Genomic DNA, 21,672 nt, shown 5'->3' with positions numbered 1-21,672 from the left:
CTCCGACGACACCGCCGGCCGGACGGCCTACCGTGCTGCGGTGACCGGCTACCGACGTCCCGCGCTGGACGCCCCCGAGCTGCGGGACGCCCGGGGTCAGGTCATCCCGCTCGGACGCCGCTGGCAGCACCTCCCCGGGCCACCCGACGAGCTGTACAGCGTCGGCCGCTACCCGGAGCGGTTCGAGCCCCTGCACCAGGTGGCCGACGCCCTCGTCGAGCACCTGCAGCACACCTACCGGGTCCAGGTCGCGCCGGACGCGTTGCGGCGCCGGGGACCGCTGGACACCGAGGAGATGCTCCGCGCCATCCGGTTGCAGCCGACGACGCCGGACACCTCCGGCCTGACCGTCGCCTGGAGCCGGTACCCGGGGCTCCGGCTCGAGTGGGGCCACCTCGGCCGGGCCGCCTACCCGCAGTGCGGCTGCGAGGCCTGCGACGAGACCTGGGAGTCGGCGGCCGACGAGCTCGAGGAGGACGTCTTCGCCCTGGTCGAGGGCCGCTACGGCGAGCACCTGACCGAGCTCGACGGCCGTCCGGCCACCGGCACCGTGGTGGTCGACCCGGCCGGCCTCCCCGTGCGGAGCAGCCGCACCACCTCCGACCTGCCGCCGCGGGCCCGGGCCGAGCTCGGGCGGCACCTCGCCCGGCTGCCGGACGGTCGCTGGCCGGCCTGGCCCCGACGTGACGCCGACCCGACCGGCTGACAGGGTCCTCCTGTGCGCTGCCTGCTGCTCGACCTCGACGGGGTCCTGCGCCACTGGGACCCCGACATCATCGCCGCCGCGGAACGACGGGCCCGCCTGCCCGCCGGCTCCCTGGCCGCCGCCGCCTTCGACCCCGAGCTGCTCGGGCAGGTGGTGACCGGGGCCGTGGACGACCCGGGCTGGCGGCGCAGCGTCACCGAGCGCCTGGTGCGGGAGCACGGACCGCGGGCGGCCCAGGCCGTGGCCGAGTGGTCGCAGCCGGCCGGCGCGGTCGACCGCGAGGTGCTCCAGGTGGTGCGCGAGGTCCGGCGCACGGCCGAGGTCGCCCTGCTGACCAACGCCACCAGCCGGCTGCGCGACGACCTGGCCGCTCTCGGTCTGCTCGACGAGGTGGACCACGTCCTCAACAGCAGCGAGCTCGGGGTCGCCAAACCGGACCCGCGGGTGTTCGCCACAGCGGCCGAGCGGGCCGGGCACCCGCTGGAGTCCTGCTGGTTCGTCGACGACACGCTCGGCAACGTCGAGGCGGCCCGGGCGGTCGGGCTGCGCGCGCACCACCACACCACGGTCGACGCCCTGCGCGCCTTCCTCGGGTGACCGCTTCCTGGCGGGCGGCCGCCCTCAGCGGGGCCGGAGGACGTAGCTGCGACCGCGTGTCGTGTCGAACTCCACGACCCCGGGCTCGGGCGAGCTCAGCTCCACCTGCGGCCGCACCACCAGCGGGACGGGTGTGCGGAGACGGACCCGGTTCCCCAGCTCCGACCTCAGCTTCACCCTGGTCAGGCCTCCGTCGCGCCAGGCGGCGTCGACGGTGAAGCCTCCCCGGGCCCGCAATCCGCGGACGGAGCCCTCCGGCCACGCGGCCGGCAGCGCGGGGAGCAGCCGGATCTCGTCCCCGACGCTCTGCACCAGCATCTCGACGATGGCCGCGGGACCGCCCAGGTTGGCGTCGATCTGGTAGTAGGTGGTGCCGTTGAGCACGTTGGGGTTGTGCCGCTCGGGCCAGAACAGCACCCGCAGCGCCCGGTGGGCCTGCTCGGCGTCTCCGAGCCGCGCCCACAGCACCGCGCGGAGCGCGACCCCCCAGCCGTCGTCCTCGGTGCTGTCGGTGCGCAGCTCCAGCGACCGCCGGGCCGCCGCCGCCAGGTCAGGCGTGCGGTGGATGTCGATCTGGCCGCTGGGGTACAGCCCGTAGAGGTGGGAGATGTGCCGGTGCGCGGGCTCGGGCGCGGTGGCGTCCCAGTCCTCGAGCCACTCCTGGAGCTGCCCCGAGCTGCCGATCTGGTGCGGTGCCAGACGTGACCGCGCCTCCGCCAGCTCGGCCCGCAGCCCGGTGTCCAGGTCGAGCACCTCGGCAGCACGGACGGTGTTCGCGAACAGGTCCCGCAGGATCTGCAGGTCCATGGTCGGGCCGGCGCACAGCTTCTGCCCGGGGTGGTGGCTGTTCTCCGGGGAGTTCGACGGGTTCGTCACCAGCCAACCGTGCTCCGGGTGGGCCACCAGGGTGTCGAGGAAGAACTCGCACGCCCCCCGCAGCAGCGGGTACACGCGAGCGAGGAAGTCGGTGTCGCGGTGGTAGTCGTAGTGGTCCCACAGGTGCTGGCACAGCCAGGCCCCACCCATCGGCCACAGCCCCTGGGGTCCGTCGTAGGGAGCGGTCCCCCGCCAGAGGTCGGTGTTGTGGTGGGCCACCCAGCCGCGAGCGCCATACATCTCGGCGGCCGTCACGGCGCCGGTGACCGCCAGCTCGCCGACCAGGTCGACCAGCGGCTCGGTGCACTCGGCCAGCGCCGTGGGCTCGGCCATCCAGTAGTTCATCTCGGTGTTGATGTTGAGCGTGTAGTTGCTCTGCCACGGCGGGGCGACCTGGTCGTTCCACAGCCCCTGCAGATTCGCGGCCTGGGTGCCGGGCCGGGAGCTGGAGATCATCAGGTAGCGGCCGTACTGGAGGTAGAGGGCGGCGAACGCCGGGTCGTCCAGGGCGGCCGACTGCTCCACCCGCTCGTCGGTGGGCAGCGTGGCGGCCGGGCTGGTGCCGAGGTCGATCGACATCCGCCGGTACAGCCGGCGGTGGGCCTCCTCGTGCTCCTGGAGCAGACGCCGGTAGGAGACCTGCGCGACCTCGTCGAGCTGGTCGTGCGCCCGTCGTCCCGGGTCCGCGGCAGCCGGGTCGTCGACCGGGTGGTTGGTCGCGGCGGTGAGCAGGACGACGACCTCGGTCGCGCCGCGCACCGCGACGGTGTCGGAGGTGCGCTCCACCTCCCCACCGGTCCGCAGCACCCGGGCCCGACCGGCGAAGCGGATGGCCGGCGGCACGCCGAACAGCGGCGAGGGCGAGCCGGTCAGCACGAGGTCGCCGTCGGCGTCGACAACGCTCGACCACGTCGGGGACTCGGTCGGCGCGGCAGCCCACGGTGGCTTCGCCGGCACCTCCGGCGGGCCGTCGAGGGTGACGTCGAGGTCGAGCGTCCCGACCCGGTCGGCGACGACCCGCAGCACGACTGCCTGGTGGACGGAGGAGACGAAGGCCTCCCGGGTGAACCGCACATCGTCCTGGCGGTACCGCGTCGTCGTGACGGCCCGGTCGAGATCGAGCTCGCGGGTGTAGTCCGAGACCGCCCCCGGACGCCCGGACCGGATCCGCAGGTCACCGAGGGGTTGGTAGCACATCTCGTTGTACCGGGACACCACCTGCTCGGCCGCCAGCGCCTGGGCCTCGTCGTAGCGGCCGGCGAAGACCAGCCGACGCACCTCGGGCAGCGCCTCCCGGGCCCCGGGCCGGAGTGGGTCGTGCGGGCCGCCGGCTGTGATGGTGTCCTCGTTGAGCTGGAGCCGTTCCTCCTCGACACCGCCGAAGACCATGGCACCGAGGCGCCCGTTCCCGATCGGCAGCGCCTCGTGCCACCGGGACGCCGCCGCGCGGTACCACAACCGCTGCGGACCCGGCGTCGAGGAGTCCGCGGCGGCGCGGGGGGCGGTGTAACCGGCGAGCCCGGTGGCGACGGCTCCCGCCATCGCGCCCAGGAGCGCCCGTCTCCGACTGATCTCCATCAGGTCTCTTCTCAGGTCGGGCTGAGGGGGTGTGCCAGCAGCCTGGGATGTATGGGACGTCATACAACCTAGGCACGGCTCGTGGACCGTGACAAGGGCGACGCCGAGCATCCACGGGGGGTGAGGGCGAGAAGGCCGTCCGCCGAGGGCTTGTCAGCCCGGACCCATGTGGGCGAGTATTCATACGTCATACGTCCACCCTGGGAGTGCATCAATGGAGATCCGACGCCCACGTGGAGGCCTGGTCGCGGCGCTCGCCGCCGCCGTCCTCCTGACCACGGCACCCACAGCCGCCGCCGACCCGGCGCCCTCGGACAGCGGGAGCCGGCTGACCGTGTTCGTCTCGCCCGACGGGGACGACGCGAATCCCGGGACCGAGTCCGCGCCGCTGCGCACGATCGAGGCCGCCCGGGACGCGCTGGCCGGCCGGACCAGCGCCGAGGAGCCCGGCACCGTGTGGCTCCGGGGCGGTGACTACGTCCTCGACCAGGCGGTCCTGCTCGAGGGGGCGGAGCACTCCTGGGTGACCTACGCGGCCTACCGCGACGAACCGGTGCACCTCACCGGGGCGCACGAGCTGCCGACCGACGGCTGGCGCCGGCTCAGCGACCTCGGCGCGGACGAGCTGGCCACGCCGGAGCTCTCCTCCCACAGCCGGCTGCACTCCGAGCAGCTGCGCGACGGCGTCTGGGTCTTCGACCTCGGCGCCGCGGGGATCGAGCCCGGCACCCTCTACAAGAACGGCTTCAACTGGCTCCCCCAGCCCTTCGCCCCCGAGCTGGTCGTCGACGACCGCACCCAGACACTCGCCCAGTTCCCCGACGCCGAGGACTGCGCGGAGGGCGACGCGAGCTGCTTCCTCTACGGCAACGGCGGGAAGTGGGACGTCGAGCCCACCGCCGACCTGCTCCAGCCGGACCTCCTCGAGCGGTTCGGCGCGGAGCCCGACTGGGCCGTCAGCGGGACCACCCCGCGCGCCCAGTTCGAGGACAAGAAGCAGATGCTGCCCGACCCGGAGGACCGCGACACCTGGTCCCAGGACGAGATGCGGGCGATGACGCCGCCGCTGTACGAGGTCGGCGGCCGGCTGCTGGAGGACGACCGCTACCAGCGCTGGGCCCCGGAGGCGGTGCCGACCATCGAGGACTCGGGCGCCCGCGGGTTCGGCGAGTACAGCTCCATCCCGGTGCAGGCCGACCCGGGGTGGGTCGAGGACATCGACAACAGCCGCTACGAGACCGAGGGCTGGCTCTCGGGCTACCTCGGCAACAACTACGCCAACGACATGGTGCGGATGCTGTCGTGGAGCGGGACCACCCTCTACGCCAAGTACCCCTCGATGTACATCCCCCGCGACGACTACACCAAGGTCAAGGCGATCAACGTCCTGTCCGAGATGGACTCCGAGGGCGAGTACTACATCGACCGGTACCAGGACAACGACCTGCTCTACTTCAAGCCGGCCGCGGGCACGGTCGAGGGCAAGCAGGTCACCCTGCGGGCCTTCGACGACAACCACTTCCGGCTGGAGGGCACCACCGGCGTCACCCTGCGCGGGCTCGCCCTCTCCGACTCGCTGATCAGCAGCATCCAGCTGCTCGACGCCGAGGACACCCTGCTCGACGACCTGGAGGTCTTCAACGTCAGCATGGACGCGGTGCGGATCGGTGAGACGACCGAGTCGATCACCGCCCTCCCCGACTACGAGACCGTCCGCGGCGGGCACGGCAACGTGGTGCAGAACTCCTACCTGCACGATCTCGGCGGCGGCGGCGTCCTGCTCGGTGGTGGCGACCGGACCACGCTCGAGCGCGGCGACAACGTGGCACGCAACAACGAGATCGCGCGCTTCTCCGAGCTCGCGACCTACACCCCGGCCGGCTACCTGTACGGGGTGGGCAACCGGTTCGAGAACAACTACGTCCACGACGCCCCGCACATGGCCGTGCAGATCATGGGCAACGACATGCTGGTCGCCCACAACTACTTCTACGACCTGGTGCAGAACGCCGGCGACCAGGGCGTGGTCTACACCGGGCGCGACTACACCTACCTGGGCAACGAGATCGCCTACAACGTCTTCGAGAAGATCGGCGGCGACAACGACGCCTTCTACATGGACGACGGCGTCTCGGGCATGCGGTTCCACCACAACCTCATCAAGGACGCCCACTCCGGGGTGTTCTTCCAGTCCGGGCACAGCAACACCGCGACCGACAACGTCTTCATCGACGTCGACCGCACCGGCCACGACCAGCTCTACCACCGCAACGGCGAGAAGGGCCTGCCCGTCCCCAACGGCTGGGTGGTGCAGAGCCGGTACAACGCCTTCCTCGACGTCCGCGAGGGCGAGAAGTACAGCGCCACCCCCGAGGACGTCGAGCGCTGGCACCAGCACTACACCGACGGCCGCGCGCGGTACTCCGACGGCGCCCCGATCGTCTTCCCCGAGATCCGCGACTGGTACGTGCCCCGGGTGTCGGCCACCGGAGAGGACTGCAAGGCCGCCCACTACTCCGTGCACGCGACGAACGGCTGCGACCGCGGAACGGTGTGGGAGGACCCGGACTCGGTCTACGTCCCGGCCCGCAACGTCATCGACCACTCGGTGATCATCGGCGGTGGGGAGTACCAGGCCGGCGAGAACAGCTTCGACGACCCGCCGGCGACCTACCGGCTCGACCGGTGGAGCGACCGCATCAACACCAACCTCGCGAAGCCGGCGTCGGTGGAGGAGGCCGGCCTCGACCTGTCGACGCTCAGGTTCTCCTACCGCAGCGGCGTCGCCGAGACCTTCGGCCGGGGCTGGGCGGCTCGCTGGAACCGGCACATGACCCTCGAGGGGATCGGTCTCCCGGGCGGTCCCGCCGACGGCGGCGGCCTCGGCTCCCTGACGCGGTGACCACCGCGCCGGAGGCGGCGGCCGGACACCGTCGAGCAAACATAGGATGTGTTATGTTCTGCCTGCCGCAGATCACTTCCCCCGCCTCGCGAGAGAGCCAGGGGCACGGTCGGCGGCGTGAGCAACGGCGCACACGCACGAGCGGACGGAGCAGGGGATGACCAGACGAGGGACGGGTGTCGTGGGGGCCGCGCTGGTGGCCTCGCTGCTGGCGGTGTCGGCCTGCGGGAGCGGCCCGGACAGCGCCAGCGGGAGCAACGAGGTGCGGATGCTGGTCAACCTCACCGACAACCTGACCCAGGAGTACTGGAACGAGCTGGTGCAGCCGTTCGAGGAGCAGACCGGCATCGACGTCCGGATCGAGGGCCCCACCGGCACCAACGTCAGCGAGACGTTCAGCTCCCAGCTCGCGGCCGGCACCGGTCCCGACGTCATCCAGTCGATCTTCCCCGACGAGCAGATCGCCCCCGAGCTGGTCGACCTCACCGGCGAGACCTGGGTCGCCGACACCCCGATGGTCGACACCTACGCGATGGAGGGGAAGCACCTGGTGGCCGGCATCGGCTCCCAGGCGCAGTCGCTGGTCTACTACAACAAGACCGCCTTCGAGGAGGCCGGGATCGAGGCCACCCCGCAGACCTGGGAGGAGTTCTCCGACGCCCTCGCCAAGCTCGCCGATGCCGGCTACACCCCGCTGCAGACCGCCGGGCAGTGGCAGACGGGTCTGCAGCTGCAGCAGCTCTCCCACCCGACGGTGAACACCTTGCACCCGCGGTGGCAGTCCGCCGTCAGCGCCGGGGAGCTGACCCTCGGCCAGGTGTTCCAGCCGATGTTCGAGCGGTACGCGACCTGGATCGAGGCCGGCTACGTCCAGCAGAGCGACGTCGGCCTGGACCCGAGCACCGCCGATGCCAACTTCATCGGCGGGAAGGTGGGCATGTACCCGCTCGGCAGCTGGCTGGTAGCCAGCATCGACAACGCCGGGGAGCTGCCCTTCGAGGTGGGTGTGTTCTCGCCGCCGGTCGAGGAGGGCATGAGCTACCCCGGCCCGCAGGGCGCGACGATGGCCTCGCCCTACATGGTCTACGCCGGCAGCGAGCGGACCGACAACGCGCTGCAGCTGGTGAAGTACCTGGTGACCGACCAGGCCGCGATCGAGAGCCAGCTGGTGCAGGACGGGGTGTTCCGCACCGGTACCGCCGTCCAGACCTCGCCGGTCGGCCAGGAGATCCAGCAGATCGTCGACGAGGCCCCCGAGCTGGTCGCCGTGGGCGAGGGCGCGGGCGACACCCGGCTCCCCGTCGTGGGGCTGAACGACAAGTTCACCGAGATCACGCAGAGCCTCTACACCGGCACCTCCCCCGCGGACGCGGCGGCCGAGCTGGACGCCTGGGCCGAGCAGAACCGCTGACGCGGCGAGCCGACCAGAGCGAGGAGGGAGCCGTCATGAGCAGCACCGTCGTCGACCGGACCCGGGCGCCGAGACGTGCCGTCGGAGGCGACACGGTCGTCGGGGCACCGCAGGGGCCGCGGCGTCGTCGGGGCATCGGTGCCGTGCTGGTCGAGGCGTCCATGGTGGTGCCTGCCCTCGTGGTCTTCGTCGCACTCCTCGTGGTGCCGGTGGGCTACGCCGTCTACTACAGCTTCACCGACTACAACGGGTTCCCGAACCGGACGCCGGAGGTGGTCGGGCTCGACAACTACGTCCGGCTCTTCCAGAGCACCGACGTCACGGGCGCCCTGGTGGTCACCGGTGCGGTCGCGGTGGCCGGTTCGCTGCTGGTCAACGCGCTGGCCCTCGGCCTGGCCCTGCTGCTGTGGCGCACCACCCGGTTCACCGCGATCGCCCGCGTGGTGATGTTCTACCCGCACGTGCTGAGCCTGGTCGCCGTCGGCTTCCTCTGGTCGGCGATCCTCGGCCCGCAGGGTGCGGTGAACTCGCTGCTGGGCTCCCTGGGCGCCAGCCCGCTGCCCTTCCTCAGCGACGAGACGTGGGCCCTCGCCACCCTGATCGGCGTCATCGCCTGGGCCCAGTTCGGGGTCCAGCTGCTCATCTACCTGGCGGGGCTGCAGGCCGTCCCGGCCGAGCTGCTGGAGGCGGCCCGGGTCGACGGCGCGGGACGCTGGCACACCTTCCGCCACGTCACCTGGCCCGGGCTGGCGCCCTCGGTGACGGTCGCGCTGGTGACCTCGATGATCTCGCTGCTGAAGACCTACGACGTGGTGGTCTCGCTCACCGGGGGCGGTCCGGCCGGGTCCACCAAGACCTTCGCGTACCAGATCCTCGCGGTGGACTTCCCCAAGCGGCAGGTCGGGCTGGCCTCGGCCGAGGCCGTGGTGCTGATCATCATCGCGGCGGTGCTGTCCTTCGCCGTGCTCGCGCTGCGCCGGCGCCACGACGAGGCGGCGGCATGAGCACCGACGTCCAGGGCCCGTCGCGCCGCCGGCGTCCGTCCGGTGAGCAGCGCTCCCCCGGCTGGTACGTCTCGGTGGTGGCGATCTGCGCGTTGATGCTGGTGCCGATGTACCTGCTGGTGGTCAACGCCTTCAAGGACCAGCAGGACATCGTCAGCCGGCCCTTCGCCCTCGACCCCGGGTCGATGACGCTGGAGCACCTGGCGGCCGCCTGGAGCAACCCCGACTTCGACATCGCCTTCGGTTACGCCGTGACCACCGCCCTCGTGCTCTGCGTCAACATCGTCTCCATCGGCGTCTGCCTGCCGGCGGCCTACGTCATCGCCCGGTCGTCCCGGCGCATCTTCCGGGTCGCCCTGCTGTTCTTCATCGCCGGCATGTTCGTGCCCACCCAGGTGGTGCTGGTGCCGGTGATCTTCGTGCTGCGGGCGCTCGGGCTGATGGCGACGTTCCCGGGGCTGGTGCTGTTCATGGCCTCCACCACCATCCCGTTCACCGTCTTCGTGTTCACCGGGTTCATCCGGATGCTGCCGCCCACCCTGGACGAGGCGGCGGCCATCGACGGCGCGGGCCGGTACGGCACGCTGGGACGGGTGATCATGCCGTTGATGGCCCCGATCATCGCCACCGTCTTCATCCTCAACTCGCTCAGCGTGTGGAACGACTTCGCCAGCCCGCAGCTCATCCTCGGCCCCGGGTCGGGTCTCTACACCGTGACCACCGGCATCTACGCCTCGGTCGGGGAGTACTCGGCCAACTACACCCGGGTGTTCCCCACGCTGCTGCTCGCGGTGCTGCCGATCCTGGTGGTCTTCGTGCTCACGCAGCGCTGGGTGATGAGCGGGCTGACGGCCGGCTCGATCAAGGGCTGACCGGTCGGGGCTCAGGCCTCCGGGCTGCCGGCGTGGTCGGGCAGCCGGCGCCGGCGCCAGGCCTCCAGCACGTGGGCCGACATCGCGTCCCGTGCGAGCTCGGGGTCCTGACCCGCGATGGCCGCCCGCACCGCCTCGTGCTCGCGCAGGGTGAGAGCGAAGGCGTCGGCCCGGTCGACCCCGTGGTAGCGCATGCTCTCCAGCGCCCGCTCCATCAGGGTCTGGGCGATGCTGCGCGCCAGGCGGTTCGCCGACAGCGACATCACGGTGTGGTGGAAGGCCACGTCGGCCGCGCGGAAGGCCGCCTCGTCCTCGACCGTCTCCCACATCCGCGACATCGCCAGGTCGAGCTCGGCCAGCTGCTCCCGGGTGCGCAGCCGCGCCGCCTCCGCCGCCATCACCGACTCCAGCTGCGCGCGGACCGTGCTGAGCTCGTCGAGGATGCCCAGGGTCTCGTCGTGCTTGATCAGCGAGGTGAGGACGATGCGGTCGAGGGTGTCCCAGTCGGCCATCGGTCGCACAGCGGTGCCCCGGCCGCGGGCGATGGTGATCAGGCCCTTCTCCTCGACCCGCTTCACCGACTCGCGGATCACCGTGCGGCTCACCCCGAACTGCTCGCTCAGCGCCCCCTCCGCCGGCAGCACCTCGCCGGGCTGGAGCCGTCCGCCGACGATGGCGTCGACCAGCTCCTCGACCACGGCGACGCCCAGCATCGGGTTGGGCGGCCGCTTCTCGGCCAGGATCGGGCGGGGTCGCACCAGCTCGGACGTCATGGAGTGAGTGTAGGACATCATACCTCCACTGCCTCCGACCTCGACCGAGCCGGCCGCACGACTTCGTCCTGCGCGACCCGGCGCACTAGCCTCTGCGCCATGACCGACGCGAGCCGCAACGCCTCCGGCTGGGGCCTGGCCACCATCAGCGACGCCGGCCAGGTGCTCGACACCTGGTTCCCTGCCCCAGTGCTGGGCGCCACCACCGGTGCGGCGCCGGCCGAGCTGGTCCCGACCACCGACGCCACCCGACGGGTGCGCACCGAGGTGGTCGAGGTCTCCGTCGACCTGGACGCGCCCCCGGCGAGCACCGCCGACGCCTACCTGCGGCTGCACCTGCTGAGCCACCGGCTGGTCCGGCCCAACACGGTCAACCTCGACGGACTGTTCGGGGTGCTCCCGAACGTCGTCTGGACGACCGCCGGGCCCTGCGCGGTCGAGGGCTTCGAGCTCGTCCGCGCGACGCTGCGGGCCCGCGACGGCCACGTCACCGTGCTCGGGGTCGACAAGTTCCCGCGGATGGTCGACTACGTGGTGCCCGCCGGCGTCCGGCTGGCCGACGCCGACCGCGCCCGCCTCGGCGCCCACCTCGCCCCCGGCACCACCGTGATGCACGAGGGCTTCATCAACTTCAACGCCGGCACCCTCGGCTCCTCGATGGTGGAGGGCCGGATCAGCCAGGGCGTGGTGGTCGGCGACGGCTCCGACATCGGCGGCGGGGCCTCGATCATGGGCACCCTCTCCGGCGGCGGCACCGAGGTGGTCTCGATCGGCGAGCGCTGCCTGCTCGGCGCCCAGTCCGGGCTGGGGATCGCGCTCGGCGACGACTGCGTGGTCGAGGCCGGGCTCTACCTCACCGCCGGCACCAAGGTGCTGCTGCCCGACGGCGCGGTGGTCAAGGCCCGCGAGCTGTCCGGGGCCAGCGGGCTGCTGTTCCTGCGCAACTCCCAGAGCGGGGTGGTCGAGGCGCGGCCGCGGGCGGGGAAGACGTTCTCGCTCAACGAGGCGCTGCACGCCAACTGACCCGCGCCGCGACCTGGCGGTGTTGACCGTCTCGGGCAGAATCGGGCTGCTCGCCCGACCGTGGGCCCCGACCCCGAGGACCAGATGACCGAGGACCGCCCGCGCCGGGGCGCCACCGCCGTCGGCTGCCTCGTCGTGCTGGCGCTGGTGCTGGCCGTGGCCGGCGGCGGCTACACGCTGGTGCGCTCCCGCGGGGTGCTCGAACCGCCACCGCCGCAGAACCGGTGCGTGGCGACAGCCGACGAGCGCTCGGTGACGCTGACGCCGGACCAGGCCCACTACACCGCCATCGTCACCGGGGTGTCGGTGCGCCGTGGGCTGGCCCCGCGTGCGGCCTCGATCGCGATGGCGACGGTCTACCAGGAGACCGACATCCGCAACCTCGACTGGGGTGACCGCGACTCGGTGGGGCTCTTCCAGCAGCGCCCGTCCCAGGGCTGGGGCACCGTGGAGGAGATCCTCGACCCGCACTACGCGACGGGACGCTTCTACGACGCGCTGGTGCGGGTCGACGGCTGGGAGAGCGGTGACATCAACGACGTCGCCCAGGCCGTCCAGCGCAGCGGCTACCCCGAGGCCTACCGCGACCACGAGGCCGACGGACGGGTGCTCGCCAGCGTGTTCACCGGCCACTCCCCCGCCGGGCTGCGCTGCGCCCTCGGCCCGCTGACCGGTGCCGACCCCGACGCGCTGGTGGACTCCCTCACCGAGACCCTCGGCGACCTCGAGACCGACCTGCGCGAGGCGGGCGAGGACGGCCCGGCGGTGCTCGAGGTCGACACCGACGCCGACGCCACCGCGTGGGCGGTGGCCTCGCACGCACTGGTCGAGGCCGCGCGCCACGGCGTCACCACCGTCGCCGTCGGCGACCGGGTGTGGCAGCACGACCCGGACGCGCTCGCCGGCTGGGAGCCGTCGGAGGAAGACCTCGGCCGCACCGTGCGGATCACCTTCGCCCCGGGCTGAGGGGCCCTCCGGCGAGGTCGGGTCCGAGGTGGTCCGGGTCGGCGAGGACGTCGATGGCGAGGATCTTCTCGTCCGCGACGGTGAAGGCCATCACCGAGAAGGGCTCGCCGCCCGGGGCCACGACGACGCCCACCACGCCGGCGGCCGCGTCGACCAGCACGACGCGGGCGCTGGGCGCCAGACCCGCGTAGGTCCGGGTGCTGACGGCCACCGACCGGGCGCCGCGGACGACCATCGACGCGCTCCGGCGGCGGCGACCGCCCTCGGAGCGCAGCACGACGTCGGGGTGCAGGAGCTCGATCAGCCGCTCGAACTCGCCGCGGTGGGCGGCAGCGAGGAAAGCCTCGACCACCGCACGCTGACGGGCGCCGTCGGCGTCGGAGCCCGGCGCCCGCCCCTGGACCTTGCGGCGGGCCCGGCTGACGAGCTGGCGGGTGGCCGCCGGGGTCCTGTCGATGATCGGCGCGATCTCGGTGAACGGCACCGAGAACACGTCGTGCAGCACGAACCCGAGCCGCTCGGCCGGGCCCAGGGCGTCCAGCACCACCAGCAGCGCCAGCCCGACCGAGTCGGCGAGCAGCACCTGCTCCTCGGGCCCGGTGTCCACCGGATCGGCCCCCTCCAGCGGACCGGGCTCCCGCTCCCTGCGGGTGCGACGGGACCGCAGCAGGTTCAAGCAGACCCGGGCGAGCACCGTGGTCAGCCAGCCGTCGAGGTTGTCGATCGCCCCGGCACCGTGGCGTTGGAGCCGCAGCCAGGTCTCCTGGACCGCGTCGTCGGCCTCGCCGGCCGACCCGAGCAGCCGGGAGGCCATCGCGTGCAGCCGGGGGCGCCGCTGCTCGAACTGCTCGGCCAGGTCCTCATCCACCATCGTCACACTCCTCCGTCGCCGCGGGTCGATGGGGTGACCCCCCAGCAGGGGCCGGTGTGACACCGACCCACGACGACACAGGAGCCCTCCGATGATCATCATGACGATCCGCACCCAGGTGCGCCCCGAGCACGCGGCGGAGGTCGAGTCCGCCGTCGCCGGCTTCTTCGCCGCCCTGCGCCGCGAGGAGCTCGCCGGCATCCGCTACACCTCCTGCCGGCTCGCCGACGGCGTCACCTACCTGACACTGCTCGAGCTCGCCGACGGGGTGGAGAACCCGCTGCCCACCCTGCCCGAGTTCGCTGTGTTCCAGGACGGCATCCGTCGCTGGGCGGCGGCCCCGCCGGTGGCCGAACGCTGGACCGTCGTCGGCCGCTACGCGGGCTGACCCCCGTCCGGGCCGACATCGTGCTCCTCGTCTACCTCGTGATCACCCTCGTCACGATCGTCGCGAACACGGCCATCGCGGTCGCCGACCTGCGTCGGTCCGCCTTCGTCGTCGCCAACGCCACCGAGGTCGGCGTCCCGGCGTCCTGGCTACCGCTGCTCGGCGCTCTCAAGGCCGCCGGCGCCGCCGGGCTGCTGGCCGGGCTCGTCGGTGTGGCAGTGCAGGTACCGCTGCTCACCCGGCTGGGGCTGGTGTCCGCGGCTGGCCTCGTGCTGTTCTTCTCCGGCGCACTCGTCACGCACCTGAGGGCGGGGGTCCTGCACAACCTCCACGTCCCCGCCGCCTACTGGCTGCTGGCCGTCGCCAGCGCCGGTTCGCTGCTCGTCGTCGGCTGACCCGGACGCGGTGCCCGGGCGGGCTCACCGCCCGGGTCACCCGCATCAGAGCGGGCGCAGCCGCAGCCCCTGCATGCCGCCGTCGACGGCGAGCTCGACGCCGGAGGTGGAACCGCTCAGCGGGCTCGCCAGGTAGGCGATCGCCAGGGCGACCTCGTCGGCGCTGACCAGCCGGCCGTGCGGCTGGCGGGCCTCCAGCGCGGCGCGCTCGGCGGCCGGGTCGTCGGCGCGCTCCAGCAGACGGCCGATCCACGGCGTGTCGGCGGTGCCCGGGTTGACGCAGTTCACCCGGATCCCCTCGCGCAGGTGGTCGGCGGCCATCGCCCGGGTGAGCGCGGAGACCGCGCCCTTGCTCGCCGAGTACAGCGCCCGCTGCGGCAGCCCGGCGGTCGCCGCGATCGAGGAGGTGTTGACGATCGCCGCCGACGGCGAGCGGCGCAGGTGCGGCAGCGCCGCCCGGGCCACCCGCACCATGCCGACGACGTTGACGTCGAGCACCCGGTGCCACTCGGCGTCGTCGTTGCCGGTGACGTCGCCCTGGGCGCCGATGCCGGCGTTGTTGACGACGACGTCCAGACGTCCGTGCTCGGCGACCACCGCCGCCACCGCCGCCTCCACCGACGCGGTGTCGGTGACGTCGACCCGGTGCGAGGTGAACCTCTCCGATGGCTGCAGGTCGAGCACGGCGACGCTGGCCCCGCGCTCGGCGAGCACCTCGGCCGTCCGCGCCCCGATCCCGGACGCGCCGCCGGTGACGACGGCGACCAGACCCTCGAACTCGGCTGCCACGCTCACTCCCCGCTCCGGTAGGTCTGGCGCTGGCGTCCGAGGCCGTCGATCTCCAGCTCCACCACGTCACCCGCGCCCAGGTAGGGGAACCGCCCGGACAGCGCGACCCCCTCCGGGGTGCCGGTGAGGATGAGGTCGCCCGGCTCGAGCGTCATGTAACGGCTCAGGTCACGGACCAGGTCGGCGACGGAGAAGACCATGTCGGCGGTGCTGGAGTCCTGGCGCGGCTCGCCGTTGACCCAGCTGCGCAGCCGCAGCCCGGCCGGATCGATCTCGTCCGCGGTGGCCACCCAGGGCCCGAGCGGGAGGAACCCGCGGCAGCACTTGCCCTTGCTCCACTGCCCGCCGCTCTCCTCGATCTGGAAGGTGCGCTCGGACAGGTCGTTGGCCAGCACGTAACCGGCGACGTGGGCCAGCGCGTCGTCCTCGGGGCCCAGGTTCGCCGCCTCGCGACCGATGACCACGCCGAGCTCGACCTCCCAGTCGGTCTTGGTGGAGCCGCGCGGGATGGTCACCTCGTCGTCGGGTCCGGCCAGGGTGGCGGGGCTCTTGAGGAAGATGATCGGACGCTCCGGCGGCGCGGATCCGCTCTCGGCGGCGTGCGCGGCGTAGTTCATGCCGATGCAGATCAGCGCGCCGCCGCGGGGCAGCGCCGCCCCGACCCGCTCGCCCTCGACGCTGGTGACGGGCAGGGTGCCGGCGCGGGCCGCCTCGGCCAGCCGGGCCGGGCCGTCGGCCCAGAAGTCGAGGCCGTAGTCGGCCACCACCCCGCTGGCGTCGTAGTGCTGCCCGTCCAGCTCGACCACCGGGCGCTCCTGGCCCGGTGCCCCGATCCGCATCAACCTCATCGTCGCTCTCCTCCGTCGTTCTCGTCGTCCCAGCTCATCGTCGGGACCCGGCCACCAAGCCGCGCGCGTCCAGCTCCTCGAACAGCGCCTCCGGGACGTCCTGCGCGGCCAGCGCGAGGTTGTCCCGCACCTGCCCGGCGTCCTCCACCCCGAGCGCCACCGCGGTCACCCAGCGCTCGCGGAGCGGGAAGGCGATCGCGGCCGCCGGCAGCGTGGTCCCGTACTCGCGGCAGACCGCCGCGATCGCGCGGGCCCGCTCGAGGACGTCCGGCGTCACGGGGGCGTAGTCGAAGTGGGTGTCCGGGCCGGGCTCCTCCACGGCCAGCACGCCGGAGTTGAAGACCCCGACCGCGACCACGGTGACCCCGGTCTCGTCGCAGGCCTCGAACAGCTCGTCGCCCTCCTGGCGCAGCAGGGTGTGCCGCCCGGCCATCATCATCACGTCGGCGTCGGTCTCCCGGGCGATCCGGGCCAGCGCGGGCGCCTGGTTCATGCCGGCGCCCCAGGCCCGGACCAGCCCCTCGTCGCGCATCCGCGACAGCTCGGGCCCGCCCTCGGTCAGCGCCTGCTCGAGGTGGTCGTCGCAGTCGTGCAGGTAGACGATGTCGATCCGGTCCAGCCCCATCCGCTCCAGCGACTCCTCCACGCTGCGGCGCACGCCAGCGGCACTGAAGTCCCAGACCCGGACCAGGTCGTCCGGCACCTCGAACAGGTCGCTGTCGCGCCCGCGGGCGTCCGGGTTGGGCCGCAGCAGCCGTCCCACCTTGCTGGAGACGACGACCTCGTCCCGTGGCAGCTGCTGCAGCGCCCGGCCGAGCCGGCGCTCGGACAGCCCGAGCCCGTAGTGCGGGGCGGTGTCGAAGTAGCGGATGCCGCCCTCGAAGGCGGTGACGACCGCCTCGGCGGCCACGTCGTCGCCGACCTCGCGGTAGAGGTTGCCGAACGGGGCGGTGCCGAGGCCGATCCGGCCCAGCGCGATCCCCCGGGACTGCAGTCGTGTCGTCATCGTCGTCAACGCTCCCACCGGTAGACGCGTGCCGCGGTGCCGGTCAGCACCGCGGTCCTCTCCTGCGGCGACGCCCCGGTCAACGCGTCGCCGACGAGCTGCAGCCACCGGTCCCAGCTGATCGCGGCCGAGACCGGCCAGTCCGAGCCGACCAGGCACCGCTCGGCGCCGAACAGCTCCAGCGCCTGCTGCAGGTACCAGGGCACCTGCTCGTCCGCCGGACGTCCCGGGTCGAGCTCGGCGCCCAGCCCGGACAGCTTGCACACCACCTGCGGCAGCTCGGCCAGCCGCCGCAGGTCCTCCAGCCACTGCCGGACCCGTTCGGGGGCCCGCAGCGGCGGCTTGCCGAGGTGGTCGAGCACCACGGTGGTGCCGGGGGCGGCCCGGACCAGCTCGGTGGCCGCCGGCAGCTGGTCGGCGGTGATGCAGACGTCGAACGCCAGCCCGCGCTCTCCGAGCAGCCGGAGCCCGCCGAGCAGCTCCTCCGAGCGCAGCAGGGACGGCGGCTGTCCCTGCAGCGGACGTCGGATGCCGACCACGAGCGGACGCTCGGCCAGGGCGTCGAGGTGGCGCGCCAGACCGGCGTCCTCCAGCGGGGCGTAGGCGACCATGCCGACGAGGTCGATCCCCAGACCGCGTCCGAGCTCGGTCTGCTCCTCGACCCAGGCGACCTCGTCCAGGGCCTGGTCGGGTCGGCAGTCGGCCTGCATCATGATCGACCGGGTCGCCGGGACGGCCGGAGCCGCCTCGGTCACGTCGTGGGTCCGGTCCAGCCGGGGCAGCCCGCGCAGCCATGGGTGGTCGAGCCGGTCGACGTCCCACAGGTGCAGGTGGGTGTCGGTGACCGGCTCGGCGGCGGGCACGGTGCTCACCGGCTGTCCTGGGCGGCCCGCTCGCGCCAGTAGCTGCCGTCGGGGAAGGAGTGGCTGGCCAGCGTCTCGGTGCGGATCTCGGCGGAGTAGCCCGGCTGGCTCGGCAGCACGTAGGCGCCGTCGCGCACCACGCAGGGGTCGACGAAGTGCTCGTGCAGGTGGTCGACGAACTCGGTGACCCGGTTGGTCAGGTCGCCCGAGACGGCCACGTAGTCGACGATCGACAGGTGCTGCACCAGCTCGCACAGCCCGACCCCGCCCGCGTGCGGGCAGACCGGCACACCGAACTTGGCCGCCATCAGCAGCACCGCGACGATCTCGTTGACGCTGGCCAGCCGGCACGCATCGATCTGGCAGAAGTCGATCGCCTCCGCCTGCAGCAGCTGCTTGAACAGCACCCGGTTCATGCCGTGCTCGCCGGTGGCGACGCCGACCGGGGCCACCTGCCGGCGGATGGCGGCGTGGCCGAGGACGTCGTCGGGGCTGGTGGGCTCCTCGATCCAGTGCAGGTCGAACTCCGACAGCGCCCGCACCCACTCGACCGCCTGGCCGACGTCCCACACCTGGTTGGCGTCGATCATCAGGTGACCCTCGGGCCCGAGCACCTCCCGCGCGATGGCCAGTCGGCGCTTGTCCTCGGCCAGGTCGCGCCCGACCTTGAGCTTGATGTGGGTGTAGCCCTGGTCGACGGCCTCCTGGGCCAGCCGGCGCAGCTTCTCCTCGGAGTAGCCCAGCCAGCCCGCCGAGGTGGTGTAGCAGGGGTAGCCGGTGCGCTCCAGCTCGGCGATCCGCTGCTGGCGGGTCGGCTCCTGGCGGCGCAGCAGCTCCAGCGCCTCCTCGGCGGTGAGGACGTCGGACAGATACTGCAGGTCGGCCACCTCGACCAGCTCCTCCGGCGTCATCCGCGCCAGCAGTCGCCACAGCGGGACGCCGGCCCGGCGCGCGGCGAGGTCCCACACCGCGTTCATCACCGCCGCCATCGCCAGGTGCACCGCCCCCTTCTCCGGGCCGAGCCAGCGCAGCTGGGAGTCGGTCTTGAGCTCGCGGTAGAGCGCGGTCGGGTCGAGCGTGTCGGCGTCCCGGCCCACCAGCCGGTCGGCCCAGGCCCGGATCGCGGCGCAGACCACCTCGTTGCCGCGGCCGATGGTGAAGGTGAAGCCACAGCCGTACAGCGGCCCGTCGGTGACGATGCGCAGGTAGGCCGCGGAGTAGTCGGCGTCGACGTTCATCGCGTCCGATCCCGCGGCGTCCAGGGAGGTGGGGAACCTCAGGTCGCTGACTTCGACCCCCGTGATCGTCGACATGGTGCTCCTCGTGCTCGGCGTGCGGTGGTCTGGGCGACCCGCCGCTCGGACTCTAGTAAAGATCGGATGAATCCTCCACACTGACTCCCATGAGTGACCAGCGTTCCCAGACCGACGTGGTCCTGCACGCGGTGCAGGAGATGATCGCCTCCGGCCGGCTGCGGCCCGGCGACCGGCTGCCGGTGGAGAAGGACCTGGCCGAGGAGCTGCAGGTCTCGCGCGGGTCGCTGCGCGAGGCGGTGCGGGCGCTCTCGGCGCTGGGGGTGCTGCAGACCCGGCAGGGTGCCGGCACGTACGTGACCAGCCTGGCGCCGGACCGGCTGCTCGGCGGGCTGGGGTTCTGGGTGCGGCTGCAGGCCGGGGACGGGGCCGAGCACGCCCACAGCGTGCGGCGGGCGCTGGAGGTGGAGTCGGTGCAGCGGGCGGCGGTGCGCTTCACCGCCGAGCACGCCGCACGCGGACGGGCCATCCTCGACGACGCGCACGCGGCGATCTTCGCCGACCAGGTCGACCACGAGCGGGCGATGCAGGCCGACCTGGAGCTGCACCGGCTGATCGCCGAGGCGGCGGAGAACCCGGTGCTGGCGGCCCTCATCGACGCGATGTCCGCCCCCACGCTGGCCAGCCGGTGGCAGGCGCTGTTCAACTCCCCGCGGCTGCACGACACCCACCGCGAGCACGAGGCGATCCTGGCCGCCTGCACCGATCACTCCCCCCGCCGGGCGCGCAGCTGGATGGAGGTGCACCTGTACGGCGTGGAGGGGCTGCTGCCGGACGCGCTGTCCGACCCGGGCTGAGCCGCCGCCTCAGGCATGGGTGCCGCGCCGGTCGTCCAGCCGGAGCCGTCGCCCGGCGTCGGTCGGCCGCGTGTGGGGTCCGGCCACGCTGCCCCACGACCCGTCGCCGCCTCCGGCGGTGATGGCCTCCACGTCCACCTCCAGCCCGAGACCAGGGCGGTCGCCGAGGACCACCGAGCCGTCCTGCAGCTCGTGGTCGACCTGCAGCCCGAAGGGCAGCCCGAGGTCCTGCACCTCCAGGACGAGGTGGTTGGGCACCGCGGCGGCCGCGTGCGCGAGCGGGTTGGTGTCGTAGGCGACCGGGCTGACCGGCAGACCCAGCCCGTGGGCCAGCGCCGCCACCCGGAGGAAGTGGGTGATGCCCCACACCGAACCGGTCTGCACGACGTCGACGGCGTCGGCCCGCAGCAGGGGTTCGAACCGCTCCAGGCCGGTGAGGTTCTCCCCGCTCGCGACCGCGGCCCGGCAGCCGTCGCGCACCCGGCGGTGGCCCTCGACGTCCCAGCGCCGCACCGGCTCCTCGACCCAGCTGAGGTCGACCTGCTCCTCCAGCCGGGCGAGGTAGCGCAGGGCGTGGCTGGGGTGCCAGGACTCGTTGACGTCGAGCATCAGCACCGGCTGCTCGTCGGGTGCCAGCGCCGGCGACAGCGCGTCGCAGACCACCGCGAACCGGTCGAGGTCGCGGGAGAGGCTGAGACCGCCCTTGAGCTTGGCGGCGGTGAAGCCGCGCTCGGCGAAGCGCCGGTAGAGGGCGTGCAGCTCCTCCTCGTCCAGGCCGGTGTCCAGACCGGAGGCGTAGGCCGGCACCACCCGGTCGGCCGCACCGAGCAACCGCCACAGCGGCTCGCCGGCCGCCTTGGCCTTGATGTCCCAGAGCGCGGTGTCGAGGGCGCCGATCGCGCCGAAGCTCGCGGCGTGGCCGACCTTGAAGGCGCGGTCGAGCATGGCGTCGTAGATCGCCGTGACCGACCGGGGGTCCCGCCCCAGCACGGCCTCGAAGACGTCCTCGACCCCCGGGTGGGCGCCCAGGCCGACCCCGGTGATGCCCGCGTCGGTCTCGACCAGCAGCAGCGGGACGTCGGTCCGGCCGCTCTCGACCACGCCGTTGACGTCGCCGATCGGCCGTCCCCAGTCGTGGACGGTGGTCAGCGAGCGGTACCCGGTGACCTTCACCGCCGCCGCTCCGACCCGACGACCTCGGTGGACCACCCGGCCTCGTCGTTGGTTCCCATGACCCGCCCTTCCCTGGGTGCGCGGGACCGGGGCGGGCCCGCGCTGGACCGACCAGCGGACGGCGACGTGCGCCATCGGACCGTTCAGCTGTGGCCGGCGTGATGACGGTATCGCCGACCCGTCCCCGGGCGCAGGTGAGCACGCCGCCGGCGGCGAGATGCTAGCGCTAAACCCGGTCGCTGCCCAACACCGTGCCACCAACACTCCGACGTCGAGCCGACTCCACCTCCTCCCAGTTCCGTGCTGACGCCACTCTCGCCCTGCCTCGCCGATAGCGCTAACATCAGCGTTGACCACAGGAGGAGGACTCGATGACGAGGACGAGCGGGGCGCCTGCGGGCACCGAGCGGAGCGCGGTGGTGACGGGCGCCGGCGGCGGGCTGGGCCGCGCCATCGCCCTGCGGCTGGCCCGGGAGGGCTACGCCGTGGCGGCCCTCGACCTGCCGGGCGCCGGCCTCGAC

General features: G+C 72.9%; 21 protein-coding genes. 12 read left to right on the top strand and 9 right to left on the bottom strand.

Annotated elements, in window-relative coordinates:
- The first annotated feature begins 40 nt into the window (after window positions 1–40).
- The gene (locus tag DVA66_RS01235) at window positions 41–706 is read left to right on the top strand and encodes a DUF6226 family protein (RefSeq protein ID WP_114558392.1); all 666 of its coding nucleotides are present in this window, start codon (window positions 41–43) and stop codon (window positions 704–706) included.
- Window positions 707–718: 12 nt separating this feature from the next.
- Window positions 719–1,303 carry an HAD family hydrolase gene (locus DVA66_RS01230; RefSeq protein WP_114558391.1) on the top strand — a complete coding sequence of 195 codons (585 nt, stop codon included), beginning with the start codon at window positions 719–721 and terminating at the stop codon, window positions 1,301–1,303.
- Between the two features lie 24 nt (window positions 1,304–1,327).
- Here the strand turns inward: DVA66_RS01230 and DVA66_RS01225 are convergent, their stop codons facing one another.
- Window positions 1,328–3,757 carry a glycoside hydrolase family 95 protein gene (locus DVA66_RS01225; RefSeq protein ID WP_114558390.1) on the bottom strand — a complete coding sequence of 810 codons (2,430 nt, stop codon included), beginning with the start codon at window positions 3,755–3,757 and terminating at the stop codon, window positions 1,328–1,330.
- Between the two features lie 214 nt (window positions 3,758–3,971).
- Here DVA66_RS01225 and DVA66_RS01220 point away from each other — a divergent pair, with 214 nt between their 5' ends.
- From DVA66_RS01220 to DVA66_RS01205, 4 genes are all read left to right on the top strand, one after another.
- The gene (locus DVA66_RS01220; RefSeq protein WP_114558389.1) at window positions 3,972–6,659 is read left to right on the top strand and encodes a right-handed parallel beta-helix repeat-containing protein; all 2,688 of its coding nucleotides are present in this window, start codon (window positions 3,972–3,974) and stop codon (window positions 6,657–6,659) included.
- A 157-nt stretch (window positions 6,660–6,816) separates the two neighbouring features.
- The gene (locus DVA66_RS01215) at window positions 6,817–8,070 is read left to right on the top strand and encodes an ABC transporter substrate-binding protein (protein WP_114558388.1); all 1,254 of its coding nucleotides are present in this window, start codon (window positions 6,817–6,819) and stop codon (window positions 8,068–8,070) included.
- Between the two features lie 35 nt (window positions 8,071–8,105).
- Complete coding sequence (locus DVA66_RS01210; protein WP_114558387.1) at window positions 8,106–9,074, top strand: carbohydrate ABC transporter permease; 969 nt, start codon at window positions 8,106–8,108, stop codon at window positions 9,072–9,074.
- Window positions 9,071–9,946 (top strand): carbohydrate ABC transporter permease, encoded by an 876-nt coding sequence (locus DVA66_RS01205; protein ID WP_114558386.1) that lies wholly within the window; start codon window positions 9,071–9,073, stop codon window positions 9,944–9,946. Before DVA66_RS01210 ends, DVA66_RS01205 begins: the two co-directional genes overlap by 4 nt.
- Window positions 9,947–9,957: 11 nt before the next feature.
- Here the strand turns inward: DVA66_RS01205 and DVA66_RS01200 are convergent, their stop codons facing one another.
- On the bottom strand, window positions 9,958–10,719 hold the full coding sequence (locus DVA66_RS01200) for a FadR/GntR family transcriptional regulator (RefSeq protein ID WP_198671377.1): 762 nt from the start codon (window positions 10,717–10,719) through the stop codon (window positions 9,958–9,960).
- A 99-nt stretch (window positions 10,720–10,818) separates the two neighbouring features.
- Between DVA66_RS01200 and dapD the strand changes: the two genes are divergently transcribed.
- Both dapD and DVA66_RS01190 read left to right on the top strand, forming a co-directional pair.
- Window positions 10,819–11,742, top strand: a complete 924-nt coding sequence (gene dapD, locus DVA66_RS01195; protein ID WP_114558385.1) for a 2,3,4,5-tetrahydropyridine-2,6-dicarboxylate N-succinyltransferase — start codon at window positions 10,819–10,821, stop codon at window positions 11,740–11,742.
- Between the two features lie 84 nt (window positions 11,743–11,826).
- On the top strand, window positions 11,827–12,708 hold the full coding sequence (locus DVA66_RS01190) for a hypothetical protein (RefSeq protein WP_157973762.1): 882 nt from the start codon (window positions 11,827–11,829) through the stop codon (window positions 12,706–12,708).
- Here DVA66_RS01190 and DVA66_RS01185 read toward each other — a convergent pair.
- Window positions 12,689–13,579 (bottom strand): sigma-70 family RNA polymerase sigma factor, encoded by an 891-nt coding sequence (locus tag DVA66_RS01185; protein WP_114558383.1) that lies wholly within the window; start codon window positions 13,577–13,579, stop codon window positions 12,689–12,691. The two genes, DVA66_RS01190 and DVA66_RS01185, sit on opposite strands and share 20 nt — an antisense overlap.
- A 91-nt stretch (window positions 13,580–13,670) precedes the next feature.
- Between DVA66_RS01185 and DVA66_RS01180 the strand changes: the two genes are divergently transcribed.
- On the top strand, window positions 13,671–13,967 hold the full coding sequence (locus DVA66_RS01180) for a hypothetical protein (protein WP_114558382.1): 297 nt from the start codon (window positions 13,671–13,673) through the stop codon (window positions 13,965–13,967).
- A 20-nt stretch (window positions 13,968–13,987) separates the two neighbouring features.
- A complete protein-coding gene (locus tag DVA66_RS01175; RefSeq protein WP_114558381.1) occupies window positions 13,988–14,362 on the top strand; it encodes a DoxX family protein in 375 nt (124 codons plus the stop codon).
- A 45-nt stretch (window positions 14,363–14,407) separates the two neighbouring features.
- On the opposite strand, the gene DVA66_RS01170 is transcribed toward DVA66_RS01175, so the two are convergent.
- Genes DVA66_RS01170 through DVA66_RS01150 form a run of 5 tightly spaced genes read right to left on the bottom strand, consistent with a single transcriptional unit; the run spans window position 14,408 to window position 19,181 of the window.
- Window positions 14,408–15,157, bottom strand: a complete 750-nt coding sequence (locus tag DVA66_RS01170; RefSeq protein ID WP_232821669.1) for an SDR family NAD(P)-dependent oxidoreductase — start codon at window positions 15,155–15,157, stop codon at window positions 14,408–14,410.
- Window positions 15,154–15,999 carry a fumarylacetoacetate hydrolase family protein gene (locus tag DVA66_RS01165; protein WP_114558380.1) on the bottom strand — a complete coding sequence of 282 codons (846 nt, stop codon included), beginning with the start codon at window positions 15,997–15,999 and terminating at the stop codon, window positions 15,154–15,156. The genes DVA66_RS01170 and DVA66_RS01165 overlap by 4 nt, the downstream gene beginning before the upstream one ends.
- A 34-nt stretch (window positions 16,000–16,033) precedes the next feature.
- Window positions 16,034–17,005 (bottom strand): aldo/keto reductase, encoded by a 972-nt coding sequence (locus DVA66_RS01160; RefSeq protein ID WP_114558379.1) that lies wholly within the window; start codon window positions 17,003–17,005, stop codon window positions 16,034–16,036.
- Window positions 17,006–17,010: 5 nt separating this feature from the next.
- Window positions 17,011–17,877 carry an amidohydrolase family protein gene (locus tag DVA66_RS01155; RefSeq protein ID WP_157973761.1) on the bottom strand — a complete coding sequence of 289 codons (867 nt, stop codon included), beginning with the start codon at window positions 17,875–17,877 and terminating at the stop codon, window positions 17,011–17,013.
- Complete coding sequence (locus DVA66_RS01150; protein WP_114558377.1) at window positions 17,874–19,181, bottom strand: L-fuconate dehydratase; 1,308 nt, start codon at window positions 19,179–19,181, stop codon at window positions 17,874–17,876. Before DVA66_RS01150 ends, DVA66_RS01155 begins: the two co-directional genes overlap by 4 nt.
- Window positions 19,182–19,270: 89 nt before the next feature.
- Here DVA66_RS01150 and DVA66_RS01145 point away from each other — a divergent pair, with 89 nt between their 5' ends.
- Complete coding sequence (locus DVA66_RS01145; RefSeq protein ID WP_114558376.1) at window positions 19,271–19,978, top strand: FadR/GntR family transcriptional regulator; 708 nt, start codon at window positions 19,271–19,273, stop codon at window positions 19,976–19,978.
- 9 nt (window positions 19,979–19,987) lie between these two features.
- Here the strand turns inward: DVA66_RS01145 and DVA66_RS01140 are convergent, their stop codons facing one another.
- The gene (locus DVA66_RS01140) at window positions 19,988–21,151 is read right to left on the bottom strand and encodes a mandelate racemase/muconate lactonizing enzyme family protein (RefSeq protein ID WP_114558375.1); all 1,164 of its coding nucleotides are present in this window, start codon (window positions 21,149–21,151) and stop codon (window positions 19,988–19,990) included.
- A gap of 371 nt (window positions 21,152–21,522) precedes the next feature.
- Between DVA66_RS01140 and DVA66_RS21865 the strand changes: the two genes are divergently transcribed.
- Window positions 21,523–21,672 (top strand): SDR family NAD(P)-dependent oxidoreductase (locus DVA66_RS21865; protein ID WP_114558411.1); only part of this gene is annotated, 150 nt, incomplete at its 3' end.

Source organism: Desertihabitans aurantiacus (assembly GCF_003344635.1).
GTDB classification, from domain to species: domain Bacteria; phylum Actinomycetota; class Actinomycetes; order Propionibacteriales; family Propionibacteriaceae; genus Desertihabitans; species Desertihabitans aurantiacus.
The sequence above is the reverse complement of the archived record's forward strand: the minus strand, read 5'-3'. Positions and strand labels throughout refer to the sequence as shown.